The organism is Paenibacillus sp. HJGM_3 (assembly GCF_045062745.1).
Taxonomy (GTDB): domain Bacteria; phylum Bacillota; class Bacilli; order Paenibacillales; family NBRC-103111; genus Paenibacillus_AA.
Window position 1 is genome coordinate 19,927 of sequence record NZ_JBJGED010000021.1, and the last position, 15,711, is coordinate 35,637.

General features: G+C 57.2%; 16 protein-coding genes and 1 riboswitch. Of the genes, 2 read left to right on the plus strand and 14 right to left on the minus strand.

The window, feature by feature from the left end; translation table 11 throughout:
* Window positions 1–93: 93 nt before the first annotated feature.
* The 5 genes from ACI5FR_RS21640 to ACI5FR_RS21660 all read right to left on the minus strand — a co-directional run bounded on the left by ACI5FR_RS21640 (window position 94) and on the right by ACI5FR_RS21660 (window position 1,889).
* Window positions 94–519 carry a spore germination protein GerPE gene (locus ACI5FR_RS21640; protein WP_405458168.1) on the minus strand — a complete coding sequence of 142 codons (426 nt, stop codon included), beginning with the start codon at window positions 517–519 and terminating at the stop codon, window positions 94–96.
* A 28-nt stretch (window positions 520–547) separates the two neighbouring features.
* Window positions 548–739 carry a spore gernimation protein GerPD gene (locus ACI5FR_RS21645; RefSeq protein ID WP_405458170.1) on the minus strand — a complete coding sequence of 64 codons (192 nt, stop codon included), beginning with the start codon at window positions 737–739 and terminating at the stop codon, window positions 548–550.
* A gap of 3 nt (window positions 740–742) precedes the next feature.
* Window positions 743–1,357, minus strand: a complete 615-nt coding sequence (gerPC, locus tag ACI5FR_RS21650) for a spore germination protein GerPC (protein ID WP_405458171.1) — start codon at window positions 1,355–1,357, stop codon at window positions 743–745.
* Window positions 1,358–1,443: 86 nt separating this feature from the next.
* The gene (locus ACI5FR_RS21655) at window positions 1,444–1,656 is read right to left on the minus strand and encodes a spore germination protein GerPB (RefSeq protein ID WP_405458172.1); all 213 of its coding nucleotides are present in this window, start codon (window positions 1,654–1,656) and stop codon (window positions 1,444–1,446) included.
* Window positions 1,653–1,889 carry a spore germination protein gene (locus tag ACI5FR_RS21660; RefSeq protein ID WP_405458174.1) on the minus strand — a complete coding sequence of 79 codons (237 nt, stop codon included), beginning with the start codon at window positions 1,887–1,889 and terminating at the stop codon, window positions 1,653–1,655. The genes ACI5FR_RS21655 and ACI5FR_RS21660 overlap by 4 nt, the downstream gene beginning before the upstream one ends.
* Window positions 1,890–2,048: 159 nt before the next feature.
* Between ACI5FR_RS21660 and ACI5FR_RS21665 the strand changes: the two genes are divergently transcribed.
* Entirely contained in the window at window positions 2,049–2,522 is a 474-nt protein-coding gene (locus ACI5FR_RS21665) for an Hsp20/alpha crystallin family protein (RefSeq protein WP_405458175.1), read from the plus strand.
* Here ACI5FR_RS21665 and ACI5FR_RS21670 read toward each other — a convergent pair.
* From ACI5FR_RS21670 to ACI5FR_RS21690, 5 genes are all read right to left on the minus strand, one after another.
* Entirely contained in the window at window positions 2,519–4,378 is a 1,860-nt protein-coding gene (locus ACI5FR_RS21670) for a PAS domain S-box protein (RefSeq protein WP_405458177.1), read from the minus strand. The genes ACI5FR_RS21665 and ACI5FR_RS21670 overlap by 4 nt on opposite strands.
* Before the next feature lie 177 nt (window positions 4,379–4,555).
* Complete coding sequence (locus tag ACI5FR_RS21675) at window positions 4,556–5,383, minus strand: alpha/beta hydrolase family protein (protein WP_405458179.1); 828 nt, start codon at window positions 5,381–5,383, stop codon at window positions 4,556–4,558.
* 290 nt (window positions 5,384–5,673) lie between these two features.
* Window positions 5,674–6,663, minus strand: a complete 990-nt coding sequence (locus ACI5FR_RS21680; RefSeq protein WP_405458181.1) for a Gfo/Idh/MocA family protein — start codon at window positions 6,661–6,663, stop codon at window positions 5,674–5,676.
* Entirely contained in the window at window positions 6,660–7,661 is a 1,002-nt protein-coding gene (locus ACI5FR_RS21685) for a Gfo/Idh/MocA family protein (protein ID WP_405458184.1), read from the minus strand. The genes ACI5FR_RS21680 and ACI5FR_RS21685 overlap by 4 nt, the downstream gene beginning before the upstream one ends.
* Window positions 7,658–8,968: a neutral/alkaline non-lysosomal ceramidase N-terminal domain-containing protein gene (locus tag ACI5FR_RS21690; protein WP_405458186.1), complete on the minus strand. Its 1,311-nt coding sequence runs from the start codon at window positions 8,966–8,968 to the stop codon at window positions 7,658–7,660. The genes ACI5FR_RS21685 and ACI5FR_RS21690 overlap by 4 nt, the downstream gene beginning before the upstream one ends.
* 212 nt (window positions 8,969–9,180) lie before the next feature.
* On the opposite strand from ACI5FR_RS21690, the gene ACI5FR_RS21695 reads away from it, so the two are divergent.
* Window positions 9,181–10,068, plus strand: coding sequence for a helix-turn-helix transcriptional regulator (locus tag ACI5FR_RS21695; RefSeq protein ID WP_405458188.1), 888 nt, complete (start codon window positions 9,181–9,183; stop codon window positions 10,066–10,068).
* Here the strand turns inward: ACI5FR_RS21695 and nrdF are convergent.
* From nrdF to ACI5FR_RS21715, 4 genes are all read right to left on the minus strand, one after another.
* Window positions 10,065–11,027 (minus strand): class 1b ribonucleoside-diphosphate reductase subunit beta, encoded by a 963-nt coding sequence (gene nrdF / locus ACI5FR_RS21700; protein WP_405458190.1) that lies wholly within the window; start codon window positions 11,025–11,027, stop codon window positions 10,065–10,067. The two genes, ACI5FR_RS21695 and nrdF, sit on opposite strands and share 4 nt — an antisense overlap.
* A 26-nt stretch (window positions 11,028–11,053) precedes the next feature.
* Window positions 11,054–13,138, minus strand: coding sequence for a class 1b ribonucleoside-diphosphate reductase subunit alpha (gene nrdE / locus ACI5FR_RS21705; protein WP_405458192.1), 2,085 nt, complete (start codon window positions 13,136–13,138; stop codon window positions 11,054–11,056).
* Window positions 13,125–13,490, minus strand: a complete 366-nt coding sequence (gene nrdI / locus ACI5FR_RS21710) for a class Ib ribonucleoside-diphosphate reductase assembly flavoprotein NrdI (protein ID WP_405458194.1) — start codon at window positions 13,488–13,490, stop codon at window positions 13,125–13,127. Before nrdI ends, nrdE begins: the two co-directional genes overlap by 14 nt.
* A 223-nt stretch (window positions 13,491–13,713) precedes the next feature.
* Window positions 13,714–13,916, minus strand: a riboswitch (cobalamin riboswitch).
* A 112-nt stretch (window positions 13,917–14,028) separates the two neighbouring features.
* Entirely contained in the window at window positions 14,029–15,672 is a 1,644-nt protein-coding gene (locus ACI5FR_RS21715) for a type 2 periplasmic-binding domain-containing protein (RefSeq protein WP_405458196.1), read from the minus strand.
* Window positions 15,673–15,711 lie beyond the last annotated feature (39 nt).

Genomic DNA, 15,711 nt, shown 5'->3' on the forward strand with positions numbered 1-15,711 from the left:
GTCGGAAAGCGGCGGGACTGCCCCTGTCGATTCCAACATTGTCCGTTCCCTTAGCCAATCCGGATATTTGAATCAGCAGGATGCGATAGTTACTCAGCCCTCTTCCGCTTCTTCCGCCGCCTCCGCTCCGGCCCCGCCAACCGGGCGCTCTCCGCGCAGCAGCTGACGAATGTGGAGCACACGGGCTTCCGCATCGACGACGTACGTATTGCCCACCTTCAACACCGAGGAGGCGGCTATGGAGGTCACATCGATCCCGCCGACACGGATGGACGGGTCCTCGTTGAAGATGCTCACCTTGACCGGCGACGACAAGTCCGGCCGCGGGATCGGCACCGAGAATAACGGATAATTGGAGAATCCGCCCTCCCAGGGCAGGAAGAATGCGATCTCCCGCTGTACGGCCAACGCGCGGCTGCGCGGCTGAACGACCTGGGAATCGCCGACTTGGAGGAGCGAGGAGGACGTAATCGTGTTCAGGTCCAGTACTCCGACGACAACCGTGCGATTCATACTCATCCCCGAGTCTCCCCTCTCCTCTGTAAGCTTACCACTCGCCTGACCGTTCCGGTGCCAGGGGTACGAGCGGACCGATAATGAGCGATTCCGGAGGCGTATCGAACACGGAGGCCAGAGTGATAATCTCCGAATCGCCGATGAGGAACACCGAAGAGCTCGAGACCCCGGTCACCCGGATCGTTCCGATTCGCACTTCGCGGTTTACGACATTTAGATTCATCCGCTACTCCTCCTCTCTTTTCGGGAACGTTTGCAAGTACTGCTCCACGCCTTTCCGAATATCGGCCTTCACTTGCTCCGAGATTTCGCGTACCCGCTCTTCTGGATTCTCCCCATCGTCTCGAAGCTCCATCTGCTGCATATAATGCACGATCCGAGCGTTTACTTGCTTCTGTACATCCGCCAAGATGTGCGCGCGATACTCTCCAGGAAGAGACAGGTTGTATTTGCCCTCCATCTGCATCAGCTCCTCCGGCGCTTCCGCGTTCAGATAATTCATCACTCCGTTCTGAATCGCGGCGAACGACTGGGGAGACTGGGTCTGAATCGGAACCGGGCCGACCATCACTTCGCTGTCTCCGAGGGCGAGCTGCTCGATGGACTTGGCATTGTCCGGTGTAATCCCGATATTCAAAGTTCCGTCCAGCTTCTCAACCTTCAGCTGGTCGAAATTGTATTCGATCTTCTCCACATTGACCGGCTTCTGGCCCCGAATAGCCTGCAGCTCCGCCAGGATGGCGTCCAGCTTCCGGTCCATCTTGCCCAGCTTCTCGGACTGCCACAGCAGCTGTGTATACAGCTGGCGGAAAATCATGTTCCAGTCGTACCCGCTGTTCATCGGCATCCTCCCCTCGGGCGATAAGCTCGTCGCGAGCCGTATCATCCTATTGTATGACGGGAGGCCTGCCGGACATGACAATTGCGCTATCGCGGAGAAGCCAGCGGCACGAGGGGACCGGCTGTGCCCGCGGCTGTGCCCAAGGCTGGCGGAGCGGGTCCTGTATATTGGCCGGTATTGAAAAGGTTGGCTTGCGACTTGATAATCCCCGCCGTTCCGATCTGCAGGATGGATGAATTGGTAATTCCGCCGACCTTCAATTGCTGAATGACGATGGACTGATGGACGATGAGGTTCACTCCACAACCTCCTTCTTATTGCTGGAGTCGATGACGTCTTGGTCATTCGTCTTAGTGATGTTTCCGGGGTTATTCACAAGCGATGGTCCGAACGTATCACCGGTATTGAACGAATTGGCGCCTGCATACGTCTTGGATGAGCTGACCGGAGACAAAATAACGGCATCTCCGATCTGTACGATCGAGCTCGGGCCGACACTTAAGATTTTGATGTTTCCCACAATGGATGGCATGACAAACACCCTTCGCTCTTTAGTCCATATGCTAATGTATGTGGGTATCCGCCCACTGGTGCTTACCGATTTTATCGGAGGGATCGGTTTAAGCCCTTAGCACGCACTCGCTTCCCTTGATGCACATAAGCTAGTAGGAGAAGGTTAGGAGGGATGGAGATGGCCGACAATGGGAATCCATTCGGCAATTGGAAGCATTTCGAAGAGCTATTCAACGGAATCGCCTCGGCCCAGCAGGGGAAAGTTCCGGACATGGGCTGGGTAGACAAGTTCATACAGAACGTCATGAAGCAGACGGTGCCGGCCGCGCTGGGGAATGCCCTGAAACCTCAACAAGCCGCACCGGCCTCACCGGCCGGGCAGCTCGAGACGGAAGTTTTCGAAACGCATCGCAACGTCATTGTCCGGATCCGCATCCCAGCCCAAGTCAACCCACGCAATCTGCAGCTATTCGCCAATTCCAGCAAGGTCAAGATCGAGGGGCCCGGAAAAAACGTGCAATTCGTACGCCTCCCCGCGCTTGTGCATTCCAACTCCAGCAAAGCCGAATATCAAGACGGCATCCTGCAGCTGCAATTGCGCAAGAAAATGAATTCGGACCGGTTCGACGAGCTCTACATTCGGTTCCTCTAGGTAAGCCGAGTGTCGGAAGTGAGCAACGGCAAATGAACCGTGAACGTTGTTCCGGTCCCGAGCTCGCTCGATACATTCACCCGTCCCTTATGGTTCTCGATAATGCTGTAGCTGACCATGAGGCCGAGGCCGGTCCCCCGATCCTTGGTCGTGTAGAACGGTTGCCAGATCGTGGCCAGCTTGTCCTCGGGAATACCGCAGCCTTGATCGATGAAGGCAATCACCGCTTCCTCCTGATGCCGTTCTACTGTAACCCGCAACAGGCCGCCGTTCGGCATTGCCTCGATCGCATTCTTGATGAAATTGATAAACACTTGCTTGAGCTGATTCTCGTCGCATCGGATGTATAAAGGCTCCATGGCGGGAGTGTTCACGACTTGCACGTTATTCAGAATCGATTGCGGCTCCATGATGGACACGACCTGCTTCAGCAGCCCGCCCAGCTCGTGCTTGTGGAACGCATGGGCATGAGGTTTCGCGAGCAGCAGCAGCTCGTTCGTAATCTCCTCGATCCGGTTCAGCTCGGAGCGCATGATCGTGACGAATTCCTGTTTGTCCTTCATCTGCGAGCCCAGTAGCTGCAGGAAGCCCTTGATCGACGTCAGTGGATTGCGAATTTCATGGGCAATGCCGGCAGCCAGCTGACCGGCCATTAACAATTTCTCGGACCGAAGCATAAGCTCCTCGGTCTGTTTGCGTTCCGAGATATCCCTCGATACGCAGAGCAGCTCCGAGACAGCTCCGTCCGCGTCGCGAACCATCGAGATGATCGTTTCCATCCAGACATAGTGGCCGTCTTTGTGGCGGAACCTATAGGCATGAAGCGAAGGCTCCATTCCACGCTGGTACTGGGACTGGAAGTTTTGTTCCATGAGCAACAGATCGTCGGGGTGCATATACTGCTGCGTGTATTGGTCTCTTAGCTCTTCCTGGGCGTACCCTAACATGGTGGTGACGATGGAGGACATGTAGAGCAGCTTCCCGTCCAGCGCGCAACGGGCGATCAGATCGAACGAGTTCTCTTCGATAAGCTTGTACATCCCCTCGCTGGAACGCAGCTTCTCCAGGAGCCGCTTCTCCTGCGTAATGTCCTGCGCGATGCCGTAGACGCCCCTCGGCTCATGATCTACGAGTATGGGCAGCAAATAGACGCGGAACTCGATGAGCCCGCCGTTCTTGTGCTGTACCCTAGTATTGAACACCCGCGGCTGGCCCTTGACCGCCAGCAGGAATTGATCGTATGTAACGGCCCAGTCTTCCTGATACGTCCGGTTGATGAAGTTCGTCTGGAACAGCTCGCTTGCGGAATAGCCGGTGATCCGTTCGAAGGAGGCGTTGAGCGTCAGGAACCGAGCCTGCAAATCCAGGGAAAAGACGCCGTCGGGATGCTGTTCGAACAAGGACTTGTAGTGCTGCTTGCTTAAGACCAGCGCTTGTTCGAGCTTCGATTGATGCTCCAGCTCTCGAATTCGCTCCAGCGTAGGATCCGGGTAGTGTTGAATATCCTTAAACTGAATCAAATACCCGTCGCATCTTGAGTTGGACAAGACCACTTTCCGGCTGTACAGCTCCAAGTCGGAGTACCCTTTCTTGTGATACATTCGCACGGACCGTCCGGCCCCGCCTTCTACCAAGCAATCGAGCGGACTTGCGGCGCGGTCGCCGATCGTGAGCAACGCGGGCCCTACGGAGTGCGGCATGAGCCATTCCTGCTCCGCATACCCGGACATTTCGCACAGTGCCGTATTGACCGCTATCCAATTTCCGTGTATATCGATCCATCCGGCTGCCACAATGGACATTTGAACGAACGATTTGAAAATTTCACGTTCGTTTGCTAAGGATACAAGCTCCAACCTTCCCGCCCCCCGAAGTCGTCGCGTGTGAAAGTTCACATAGGCTTACATTTTCGCTATTTATATCTATAATCTTCTATAGATTAATCTAGGAATGCAAGACTTTTTTCTATATTTTCATATTTAAACAAAAATCGAGCTGCTTGAAACAAGCAGCTCGGCGTTGCGGCCAATCGTTTAGATCTCCCAATTTCCCCATTCCTGCTTTTGCCGTTCCCGGTCTTCCAGCCATTGCATCGTCTTAGCGTATAGCTCGGCTTTGCTGTTGCCGTCGGAATACGTATGGTTGGCTTGAAAGATCCACTCCAAATCGCACTGCCCCTCCGTACGCATCCAGAACACCTTCTGGTAGATGGAGCTGTAGTCCGGCGGAATCGTATCGTCCGATGTGCCATGCACGACGAGCACGTCTCCGGCAAACTTGCGTACTTGAGCAAGCGGTTGATGCGTCTTGAGCGATTCGAAAAATTCGGGCTGGAGGCTATAGCCGAGGTAATCGGCGGCGCCCTTCTGGACCGACTCGTCAAATGTCGACTGTCCGACGATCCGGACGATATCATTGAACGGATGGGCGACCGCGGACCAGAGCACAAGCGACTTCACTCGCTTGTCCTGGGCGGCCGTCAGGAGCGCCGCCGCACCGCCCAGACTGTGGCCGATCAGGATCAGCCGATTCGGGTCCACATAATCCACGTCGAGCAAGTAGTCCAGCACCGTACGCGTCTGCTCGATCATGGCCGTCAACCCGCCCGCTCCATAATCGCCCGTGCTCTCTCCACAGCCGGCGTAATCGAATCGGACGACGACGTACCCGGCGCGGCTGAACTGGCGGGCGGCATTCACGAACAGCCGATCGACGCCGATCCGATTGCCGACGAAGCCGTGGCACAGAACGACGGTGGCGCAGCGCTCCAAGGGAATCCCCCCTCGGCCTTCGCGGTTCGGGTAATGGATCGTCGCGCGCAGCTCGTCGTTTTTATAAGGGATCGTGATCGTATGCTCCATGTGGGAAACCTCCAGCTGTTTTTATCATATAACATCAGAATTAATAAGTTTTGAGCGAAGCTCAAAAATTCTGATGTTTCAAGAAAAGCTACCGCTAAAGCACGAATGCACTTCCTCGAATGGCTTCGATCAGAAAACTTTTCTTATAATTCCTATAAGATTACTATGCTTTAAAAGCATCGTATCATTCCGGCCGTCTCCTGTCAATGCTCTCCAATTTTCATTTTTTTATGAGTTTTCCTTGGCCTGTACAAGAGAAGCAGCCTTCCGGGATCCGGAAGGCTGTTTCGTTATAGGTTGACCCGCACCGGGCGTCCTTGTTTGGCCGATTCATAAGCGGCGATGGCGACCGCCGCGGATTTTAGGCCGTCTTCCCCGCTGATCGGCACCGGCACGCCGGCTCGCAGCGCCCTCACGAAATCGCGCACGAGCGGTCCGTCCATACCGTCGCCCCAGAACATGCGGGCGGTCTTGCCGCTCTCGCTGTAGTACGCCTCGTTCGCTTGAGCGAATCCGTCGAGGCTGATCACGCCCTTGGTGCCGATGATCTCCATCGTGACGTCGGCCCGGCCGTACCCGGCAGGCCGCGACCAGCTGGGATCGAGGATTCCCAGCACGCCGTTCGCGAACTTCACGTGAATCATGCCGGCGTCGTCGATCCCCAAGTTCTCGTGGAACAGCTCTCCGACTTCCGCATACACTTCCTCCGGCTCCGTGTTCAGGAACCAGTTCATCAAGTCCATCACGTGCACCGTGTGGTCGAGCACCGCTCCGCCTCCGGACAGCGCCGGATCGATGAACCAGCGTCCGGGCATCCGCCCGCGGTTCGTCCCCTTGATCGCGACGATGTCGCCGATCGCTCCGTCCTCGACGGCGGACTTCGCGTCCAGGACAGCCGCCAGGTAGCGGCAGGGGAACGCCGTCATCAGTTGCACGCCGTGCTCGCGGCACACCTCGATCATCCCGCGCATCTGCTCGGTTGAGACGCCAAGCGGCTTCTCGCACAGCACATGCTTGCCGGCACGCGCCGCATCGGCCGTGAACCGGCCGTGCTCGGCATTCTCCGAGCAAATCACGACCGCATCGATCGGCTCTGCCAGCAGCCTATCGTGATCGTCATAGTAGGGAAGTCCCCACTCTTCCACATGCGGGGCCACCCGCTCGTACACTGGGTCGTACAGACCGACCACCTGAACGTCGTCCAGCTTCATCAGCTCTCGTAAGTAGCTGTTCCCATGGGAATGGGCGAAACTGATCATTCCAATCCGCAGCTTCTTCATCGGGACACCTCCTCTAGCTTGCCGTCGAGCCGGACCGGCCGGCCGGTGCGCAGCGATTCGACGGCGGCGCACGCCAGCGTCACCGCCATCACCCCGTCATGCGCGTTGACGAGCGGCTCGTTACCCGTCTGCACGCAGTCAAGGAAATGCTCCAGCTGGACCTGGAACGGGTCCTTCAGCGCCGGCCGATTCGGGAACCCGACGCCCCTCAGCCGGAACGCGTCCGGGTCCGAGCGTTGAATGACGAGCGAACGGGTCTGCGTGCTGTCGTAGCGCAGCAGCCCTTGCGAACCGGCGAGCTCCACCTGGGTCAGGAACGGCCCCGGGTAGCCCCAGTACGCCTCCACATTCGCGATGGCCCCGTTCACGAAGCGGAGCGTGACCGACGCGTATTCGACCCCTTCCGCTTGCCGGCCGGAGGCGAAGACGCTCTTCACCTCGCCGATCGTCCAGCGGAGGAAGTCCAGATCGTGGATCATCAGATCGAGGATAATGCCGCCGCTTAGCGCCTTGTCCACGTACCAGCTGCCGGCGGGCGGGCATTTGCTGGCCCGCTTCGCATGGCTCACGCCAATCCGACCGATCGTACCGGCCGCCGCCTGCTGCCGGAGCTGGGCGTATTCCGGGAAGAAGCGCAGCACATGGGCCGCGAACAGCCGTACCCCGCTCCGCTCGCATGCCTCCTGCATGAGGCGGGCATCCTCAGGATTCAACGCGAGCGGCTTCTCGCAGATGATGTGCTTGCCTTGCGCTGCGGCGAGCAGCACGACTTCCTTGTGCAGATGTGTCGGCAGCGTCACACAGACGACTTCAGCATCCGTAGCCGCCAGCAGCTCCTCGTACGACGTGTACGGGGTTGCCCCATAACGGGAGGCACACTCCTGCAGCGCTCCCTCCGAACGGTTGCTGATCGCCACGAGCTCCGCCTCCGGCATCAGCTCGAACCGCTCCATGTACATCTTGCCCATTGTACCGCATCCGATGACGGCCACTTTCATTGGGCTTCCCCCTTTCCAATATTTCCTGCAAGCTGTTGCAGCGCCTCGCGTACCGGAGCTTCGATCTCCGGGAGGAGCCGGGACGGCATGTGGAAGTAGTACGTCGACGAGTCCGATTCGTAGCTATCCGTGCGAAGCTGATAAGCGAGAGGTACATAGCCGATCATGCCGTTGGAATACCCCATCGGCAGTACGTCGGCGTTCATCGCCTTCACGTACAGCCCATACTCGACGACGACCTCGGCGTTCATCGCCAGGAAGCTCAAGCCTTCGGCCACGTCTATCCGGACGAATTCCATCGTAAGCGTGGTGTCCCGGCGGTCGAATTGCTGCAGCATCGTTTGCGCCCACTCGTCGTGGGGCGATCCGGCTCGCTCGGCAAGCGCCTGCAGTTCCTCGCGTCCGGCGAGCGGTCTCAGCTGCAGCGGAATGGCCAGGCGCATGCTTGAGAACGGCGTCACGGCCAGCCGCTTCAGCGGCCGCTTCAGGACGCCAATGACGGAATCCGCCAGCCGCTCGCCGAAGTACGCCACCTTCTCCCGCGGCGTGGAAGCGGACGGATCGGCCGATTCCGTGTATACATTAATATCCGCGCAGCAGCCCTGCAGGAACAGGCAGACCGACCCGTCCAGCTCGCGCTCCAACCGCTCCATCGCATGTCCCGTGAATTCCGAGGACACCACGTTCTCATTCGTCGTCACGGGATGGCATGCATAGTGCACCATCAGCGCCTTCACCGAACCGTCGGTCCGGGCGAAGCGGATCACATTCACCTCATGATCGGCGATCCCGTCCGGGAATGCGCCCCCGACCACGCCTCCGTCGGCATATTTTCTCCGCTGCACCCCATTGCGGCACTCGCCCGACCCGCGCTCGACGGTCACCGGCTCCAGGCCGGCGAGAGCAGCTTCGACGGCCGTGTACAGCTGCCGCTCGAGCGCCTCGACGTAACCCGGATCCGGCGCGCCGAGCAGCCGATGGAACCGGAAGCTCGTCTGCGGGCCGGAATGGCTGTGGGTAGCGTTCAGGATGATACGCTCCGCGCTCAGGCCGAAGCGGGCCTGCAGCGTCTCCCGGATCGTCTCCATCCGGTCGGTCCCCCACCAGAGTAAGTCGGCAGACACGATGAGCACCGGCTCCCCCACCCGTTGGTCCGCGGCGTCGGCCTGCTGCAGGACGGCCGCGCGCAAATACAGGGATGTGTGTATCGCTTCATAAGGCTTATTCTCGCGGACGGCGAACCCGGCAAGCGGGATCGGCCGGTCCGGGGTAATATCGAATTTGGTACAGCCCAACAGCAGCTTCATCCGATTCGTTCCTCCCTGTCGTCTCTCGCAATCTCCTCTTCATACTAAACGACAAGAAGCTTGATTGCATGCCAATTATGCCGGGATGTGTGCCAAATTTTACAGACCCCTCCCGCTCCGCAGGAAAAGCCCGAACGGCTATTCATCCCGCTCGGGCTCTGTGCTACAATGGGCGTATAAACCTATGTGAAAACGCTTCAGGAGGATGTCCGATGTCCACTTTCCCGATCTATGAAGACGCGCTACAGCTCCGCAATGTGACGGAGGGCATGTTCCCTTTCTATATCGGCATCCATACGATCGACAGCTATCCGGTGCACCATCACGAATTTGCCGAGATCGGCCTCGTGTTCCGGGGCAAAGGCCGGATGTTCATCAACGGGGTCAAGCACGAGTTCCAGCCCGGCACCCTGTTCATGCTGCTGCCTCATCAGATCCATAACTTCTCGAACGATACCGACAGTTCGCTCGAGCTCGTCTGCTGCATGTTCGATATCGGCATTCTGACCGACGCGCTTCTCGAGCCGGAACTGAGCAGCCTGCTGCTCCGGATCGGGGACGACCTCCATCCGCATCTGCAGTTGAACGAAGCGTTGTTCGCCTCCGCCAAATCGATGATCGACGAGCTTCACCGCGAGTTCCAAGGCCACGAGCTGGGACGCAACAGCATCATTCGCGCCAAGCTGGTCGAGGTGCTCCTGCTGTTCATCCGCGCGCATGCCGGCATATCCCGCCCGCAAAAGCCCCTTGCGCCGGAGAAGAAGAAGGAGACGTGGAAGCTGATTCAGTACGTGAACACGCATTATATGGAGGACGAATTGACACTAGAGCATCTGGCCGCCATGTTCCAGGTGAGCGTGCCGTATATAAGCCGTTCGTTCAAGGAGCTCGTCGGACAAAGCTTCCTCAGCTACGTGCACGCATTACGCATCCGCCGAGCTTCGAGCTTGCTCGCGTCCACCGAGATGACGGTGTCCGACATCGCCGCCGAGGTCGGATTCGAGTCGTTCCGGACGTTCTCCCGGGTGTTCAAGGAGCTGAAGGGCGTAACCCCGTCGGAATTCCGCCATACGATAAGCGGTTTACAGACGTTCTCCTAGCGGACGGACGGGAACTCGAAATCTTCATCACGGAGCGCTTCGACATGCAGCGTCCGGACGTAGCCGTTGCCCTTCTTCGAGAAGAAGTCATGCTGCTTCGTCCGGGTGCTGATACCGTTGAACACGATCGGGTTGACCGGCTCTTCCGGGAAGTGCGGATCCAGGCCCAGGTTCATAAACGCCTTGTTCGCGTTGTACCGGACGTACGCCAGCACTTCCTCCTTCAGCCCGATGCCTGCGTACAGCTCTTCCGTATAGGCGGCTTCATTGACGTACAGCTCGTCGAACAGCTCCATCAGTTCCCGAATCGCCGCCTCCCGCTCGCCAGGCGTGAGCTGCCGGTAAACCTCCTGAGCCAGCGTCCCTACATACAGCCCGTGGATGCTCTCATCCCGCAGGATCAAGTCGATGATTTCCCCGCTGCTCGTCATTTTCCCTTGCCCCGCCAAGTACAACGGGTAGAAGAACCCGCTGTAGAACAAAAAGCTCTCCAGAAGCACCGATGCCGCCATAGCGACATAGAGCGACTGTGGACCCGTGATGGCCGAGTAAGCCGAGGAGATGCGCTTCGCCTTCAGCTGCAGGCGCGGATGGCTCTCGACCCAGCGGAATAGGTCGTCGATCTTCTCCGCGGTCGCGAGCGTCGTGAAGATGCTGCTGTACGACTTGGCGTGAATCTGCTCCATCATGCCCATAAACGACAGCACCGCCTTGCGCTGCAGGCCGTCTACATGCTCCACGATGCGCGGCATCCCTACGCCGCCTTGCACGGTGTCGAGCAGCGTCAGGCCCCCGAGCACCTTCATATAGACGTCCTGCTCGACGGGGCTCAGCTCGATCCACGCCATTATATCATCGGACAGAGGAATTTCTTCATCCGTCCAGAATTGCATTACATTTTGCTGCCAGAAGGCCAGTGTGAAATCGTCGTCCGGCCGGTTCCAATTGACGGCTTGCATGCGCGCTCCTCCTTTGTCCTGCTGCCTTAAACGGCGCAGCTCGTGCATTCTTCCACCGAGAGATGCTTCGTGCGGGTGTAGTACAACGACTTGAGCCCCTTGTGAGCCGCATAAATGTACATGCGCGCCAAGTCCCGCGTAGAGACGCTGCTGTTGACGTGGAGGATCGTGGAGATGCCCTGGTCGACATGCTGGCTGATCTCGGCGATCAGGTCGATGATCTTGAACTGGTCCATGTTGTAAGCCGATTTGTAATAAAACACATTATTCGGGGCCAAATACGGCATCGGGTAGTACGTCGTAGCATTCGCATATGTACGCGTCTCGATGAGCTCCACCACCGGCATTACGCTCGACGTCGCGTTCTGGATGTAAGAGATGCTCTGGGTCGGCGCGATCGCCAGCCGATAAGCGTGGTACAAGCCGTGACACCGCACCTGCTCCTTCAGCTCCGCCCAATCGGCCGGAGTCGGAATGGCCATACCCTCGAACAGCGACGCCACCTTCTCCGTACGGGGGAGGTAGTCCTGCTCGACATACTTGGCGAAATAGACGCCGGACGCATACTCCGACCGCTCGAAATCCTGGAACGTAACCCCCCGTTCCCGGGCGATCTCCATGCTCTTCTCGAGCGAGTAGTAGTTCATCATCATGAAGAACGTGCGGACGAAATCCTTTGCTTCCTCGCTCTCGTACGCGATGCGGTTTTTGGCCAAAAAGCCGTTCAAATTCATCGCCCCGAGGCCGACCGAATGCAGCTCCTTGTTCGCTTTGCGGACACCGGGCGCGTTCTCGATCTGCGAGAAGTCGCTCACGGTCGTCAGAGCTTCCATCCCGACGTGCACGGATTCGCGGATCGCCCGGCGCTCCATGACGTTCACGATGTTGAGCGAAGCCAGATTGCAGCTGATGTCGCGGCGAATGTGATCCGGCTGGTCGTAGTCGGTGATCGTGGACGTTTCTTGCAGTTGGAAAATTTCGGTGCACAGGTTGGACATCTTCACATCGCCGATCGCCTTCAAGGCGTGAGCGCGGTTCGCATTCGACTTGTTCATCATGTACGGATAGCCGGACTCCAGCTGGATCGAAGCGATCTTCGTCAGCATGTCTCGCGCGCTCATCACCGTTTTCTTCAGCACCGCCGGATTGGCGAGCAGTTCCTCATACATCGAATCGATGTCCAAGTCGTCCAGGTGCTTCCCATAGGCCTGATAGACGGAATAGGAGCCGAACACCGTAAGCGGCTTGTTCTCGGCGGCGAGCCGGTACAGCTTGTCCGGTACGATAAGCCCGATGGACAGCGTCTTGATGCGCGACTTTTCATCGGCGTTAATTTTTTTGCAATCGAGAAACTCCAGCACGTCCCAGCCGAAAATGTTGTAGTACGCCGCTCCGGAGCCTTTGCGCTGCCCCATCTGATCCGCGTAAGAGAATGCGTCCTCGAGCAGCTTCAGAATCGGCATGATGCCTTTCGCCGCGCCCTCCACGCCCTTGATGGGCTCGCCGCGCCCGCGCAGCTTGGACAAGTTCACGGCGACCCCGCCGCCGATCTTCGACAGCTGCATGCACGTGCAGAGCACATAATTGATCGAGTTGAGCGAATCGTCCATCTCCAGCAGGAAGCAGCTTACCATCTCGCCTCTGCGGCTCTTGCCCGCATTCAAGAATGTCGGTGTCGCCGGCTGCAGCCGCTGCTCGATCATGGCGAGCGCGATCCGTTTGGCCAGCTCCGCGTCCCCGTGCCCAAGGAAGAGCGCCACGATGGCTACCCGGTCTTCATAGCGCTCGAGATACTGGCTTTTGTCGTCCGTCTTGAGGGCGTAGTCCTTGTAAAACTTCGAGACCGCCATATACGACTGGAACCGGAAGCCCGCCTCGTCGGTCAGCCGATAGACGGCCTCGACTTGCTCGTATGTATAGCGCTCATACACGTTCGTATAATAGTGATGCCGGATCAAGTAGTCGAGCTTCTCCCGTAAGGATGGGAACTTCATTCGCTTCGTCTCCACTTCCTCCAGGAAGGCGGCGGCCGCCTCGCGGTCTTTCTCCAAATCGTAAAACCCATCTTCGGTCCGCTGCATCAGCTGGTTGTTCAATTCAATGTGCCGCAACGCGGTTCAACCCCTCTCGAAATCGTTCTACATCGGTAGACGTGCCGGACAGCTCGAATTTATGAACGATCGGGACGCCGAACTGCTCGGCGATGGCGTCGGCGCTGCCGGCGAACGATGCGCCCCAATTGCGGTTCCCGCTGGCCGATACCCCCCTCAGATGGGCACGGTTGCGATTCAGGAAGTTCATCACTTGGGCTGGTACATGACCGAACCCGGTCGTATACGTCACCATGACGAACGGCTCCTCAACCTGCTGCGACTCGGAGTCGTGCAATTTAAGCACATCGAGGCCGAGCTTCCTCACGAAACGCTCCACATTCCCCGTTCGGGAGTCATAGACGATTAACATGGCGAGCTTCACTCCCTCTAGCAATCTAGTATTTCATGCGTGCCCGATGGGCGATATCGACATCAAAAAGGCGCATCCGGCCTCCCCCGAGAGAAAGCCAGACACGCCCCGCATCTGCACGATGAAGCCGTCCGAACCCGCCGCTGTCCAACCGGCAGCAGCCCGAACCCAAATTCGTCCTTGCAAGCTTGTCCGACACATCCCCTATCTCCCGTAGGTACCGTTGTGTCTTCATGCGTGGGCAGGTCTCCTGGCTCCAGATTCATCGCAACCTTCCGCCTTCCCAGCCTTATGGCCAGTGGCATATCGAAGGAGCTTCTCTGTTACAGTGGCGGGACCGCATCGGATTCGCTGTTGCTCTACCGAATTTCCCTATTAAGCCTTGGCAGCCGATCGCTGCCAGGCACCCATACATGTCCATATGTAGTTGTCGAACTTCAGATTATATCAAGATATTGATTCTGTCAACCGCCAAGAAGAAAATAAAAAGATAAAAAAACTCCCGGGTAATTAAACCCGGAAGCCGGTAACTCAACGATCAATCGGTTTTGAACGTGACCTTTTTGCCAAGCGCTGTAGAAATTTGCTCCGCGTATGCGTCGAAGATCGCTTTCGCTTTATACGTATCGAGCAGTTCTTGCAAGTATTTCGGCCAGTTGCTGGAGTCTTTCTCCTCGAACAATACTTTCACTTGCTTAGCACGCATTTGGGTGCGGTAAGAGCCGATATCAAGCCCTACAGGAGGAACTACGTTCGTTCCGAGCAAGTAGTATTTGTTCTTCTTCATGGTGGCGAGAATTTCGCGGTCATGATCGGTTTCGCGCGGGTCGATGATTTGGATGCCGATTTGGTTGGATGGATCCTTCACGTTGTAGCTGAATACACTGCTCCAAATTTCCGTAAAGTTACCGTTGTCGCCGATGTCCTTCTTGATCGCATCCGGAATCAGAGTAACCTTGTTGCCTTCTTTCTTGTAATGCACGTTTTCTTTCCCGAAGTTGGTGAGCAGGTACCCTTCCGGCGTTGCAAGGTAATCGAGAATCTCGATGGTGCGCTCAATTTTTTTAGGATCCGCTTTTGCGTTGAACAGGAACGGTACGCCTGGCAGCGGCTCGTAGCTGACCGGCACGTCGCCCGCGATATGGAACGCCGCGAATTCGGCTTTTTGGTTGCCGGTTACTTCGCGCGTCTTTTTCTGAACGCTGTTGTTCGTATTGTCGAAGGCAATGTCGCGGACCGCCGAGTAGAAAATGCCGGCCTTGCCTTGTTGAATCTTCGTTAACTGCTCCCCGGATTTGTTCAGGAACCAGTCGGGATCGACCACCTTCATATCGAGCAGCTTGCGGATATCGTCCAGTACCTTGGCGGTGCGGACGTTCGTGCCGCTATCGATGAAATTGTTGTCTTTATCCACATAGAAGCTCGCAGGGACCAAGCCGTTCTTCACCCATTCCGGGAAGTCCCCGGTGATGGACGTTCCGGCGCCGGCAGTAGTGAACCCATACGTATCGTTCTTGCCGTTGCCGTCAGGATCGTTGAACGTAAACGCCTTCATGACCGCGACCATTTCGTCGTAGTTTGTCGGCACTTTCAGCTTGAGGCTAGGATCTTTCGCATTCAGCGCATCGATCCAGTCTTTCCGAACATAATAAGAGAAGTAGGCGTTTTTCTCGAAAGGTACAGGAGCGCGCATGAACTTGCCGCCGACTTGGTAACGCTTCATCTCCGTGTCGGTAACCCACTTGAAGTAGTTCGGCATCTTGGCCGGCGTCACATAATTCGTCATATCCATGAGAGCGCCGTCTGTGACGTACTTGGTCGTAGCGGTGCCCTCAGCCTGGAACATGTCAGGCGCGCTGCCCGAAGCAAGCAGCGTATTCAGCTTCTGCGTAAATTCCGGACCCATAGCCATATAGTCCAGCTTAATTTCTACGTTGAACTTTTCTTCTAGCGTCTTCTTGATAAAATCTTTATCCCCGGATGGAAGGCTGGAGTTGTTCGTCGGCGTACCGACCATCCAGCTGAGGGTCAGCTTTTCTTTGGTCGGGGCCGCAGATTTGGCCGGGCTGGAAGAGTTGCCTGGAGTAGGCGTCGCGGAGCCTGTATCCGATTTGCCGCAAGCGCTAAGAATGAGTGCCGATGCCATCGTTAATACTACGACTTGATTGAACCGCTTTTTCAACAAGATGACCTCCCTGGGATTCAAAATGTTTGATTTTTG

What these genes read in the sequence shown, in the direction of transcription:
- ACI5FR_RS21640 (WP_405458168.1), bottom strand. Translation starts at nt 519, where the DNA reads ATGAGTATGAATCGCACGGTTGTCGTCGGAGTACTGGACCTGAACACG.
- ACI5FR_RS21645 (WP_405458170.1), bottom strand. Translation starts at nt 739, where the DNA reads ATGAATCTAAATGTCGTAAACCGCGAAGTGCGAATCGGAACGATCCGG.
- gerPC (WP_405458171.1), bottom strand. Translation starts at nt 1,357, where the DNA reads ATGAACAGCGGGTACGACTGGAACATGATTTTCCGCCAGCTGTATACA.
- ACI5FR_RS21660 (WP_405458174.1), bottom strand. Translation starts at nt 1,889, where the DNA reads ATGCCATCCATTGTGGGAAACATCAAAATCTTAAGTGTCGGCCCGAGC.
- ACI5FR_RS21665 (WP_405458175.1), top strand. Translation starts at nt 2,049, where the DNA reads ATGGCCGACAATGGGAATCCATTCGGCAATTGGAAGCATTTCGAAGAG.
- ACI5FR_RS21675 (WP_405458179.1), bottom strand. Translation starts at nt 5,383, where the DNA reads ATGGAGCATACGATCACGATCCCTTATAAAAACGACGAGCTGCGCGCG.
- ACI5FR_RS21680 (WP_405458181.1), bottom strand. Translation starts at nt 6,663, where the DNA reads ATGAAGAAGCTGCGGATTGGAATGATCAGTTTCGCCCATTCCCATGGG.
- ACI5FR_RS21685 (WP_405458184.1), bottom strand. Translation starts at nt 7,661, where the DNA reads ATGAAAGTGGCCGTCATCGGATGCGGTACAATGGGCAAGATGTACATG.
- ACI5FR_RS21690 (WP_405458186.1), bottom strand. Translation starts at nt 8,968, where the DNA reads ATGAAGCTGCTGTTGGGCTGTACCAAATTCGATATTACCCCGGACCGG.
- ACI5FR_RS21695 (WP_405458188.1), top strand. Translation starts at nt 9,181, where the DNA reads ATGTCCACTTTCCCGATCTATGAAGACGCGCTACAGCTCCGCAATGTG.
- nrdF (WP_405458190.1), bottom strand. Translation starts at nt 11,027, where the DNA reads ATGCAAGCCGTCAATTGGAACCGGCCGGACGACGATTTCACACTGGCC.
- nrdI (WP_405458194.1), bottom strand. Translation starts at nt 13,490, where the DNA reads ATGTTAATCGTCTATGACTCCCGAACGGGGAATGTGGAGCGTTTCGTG.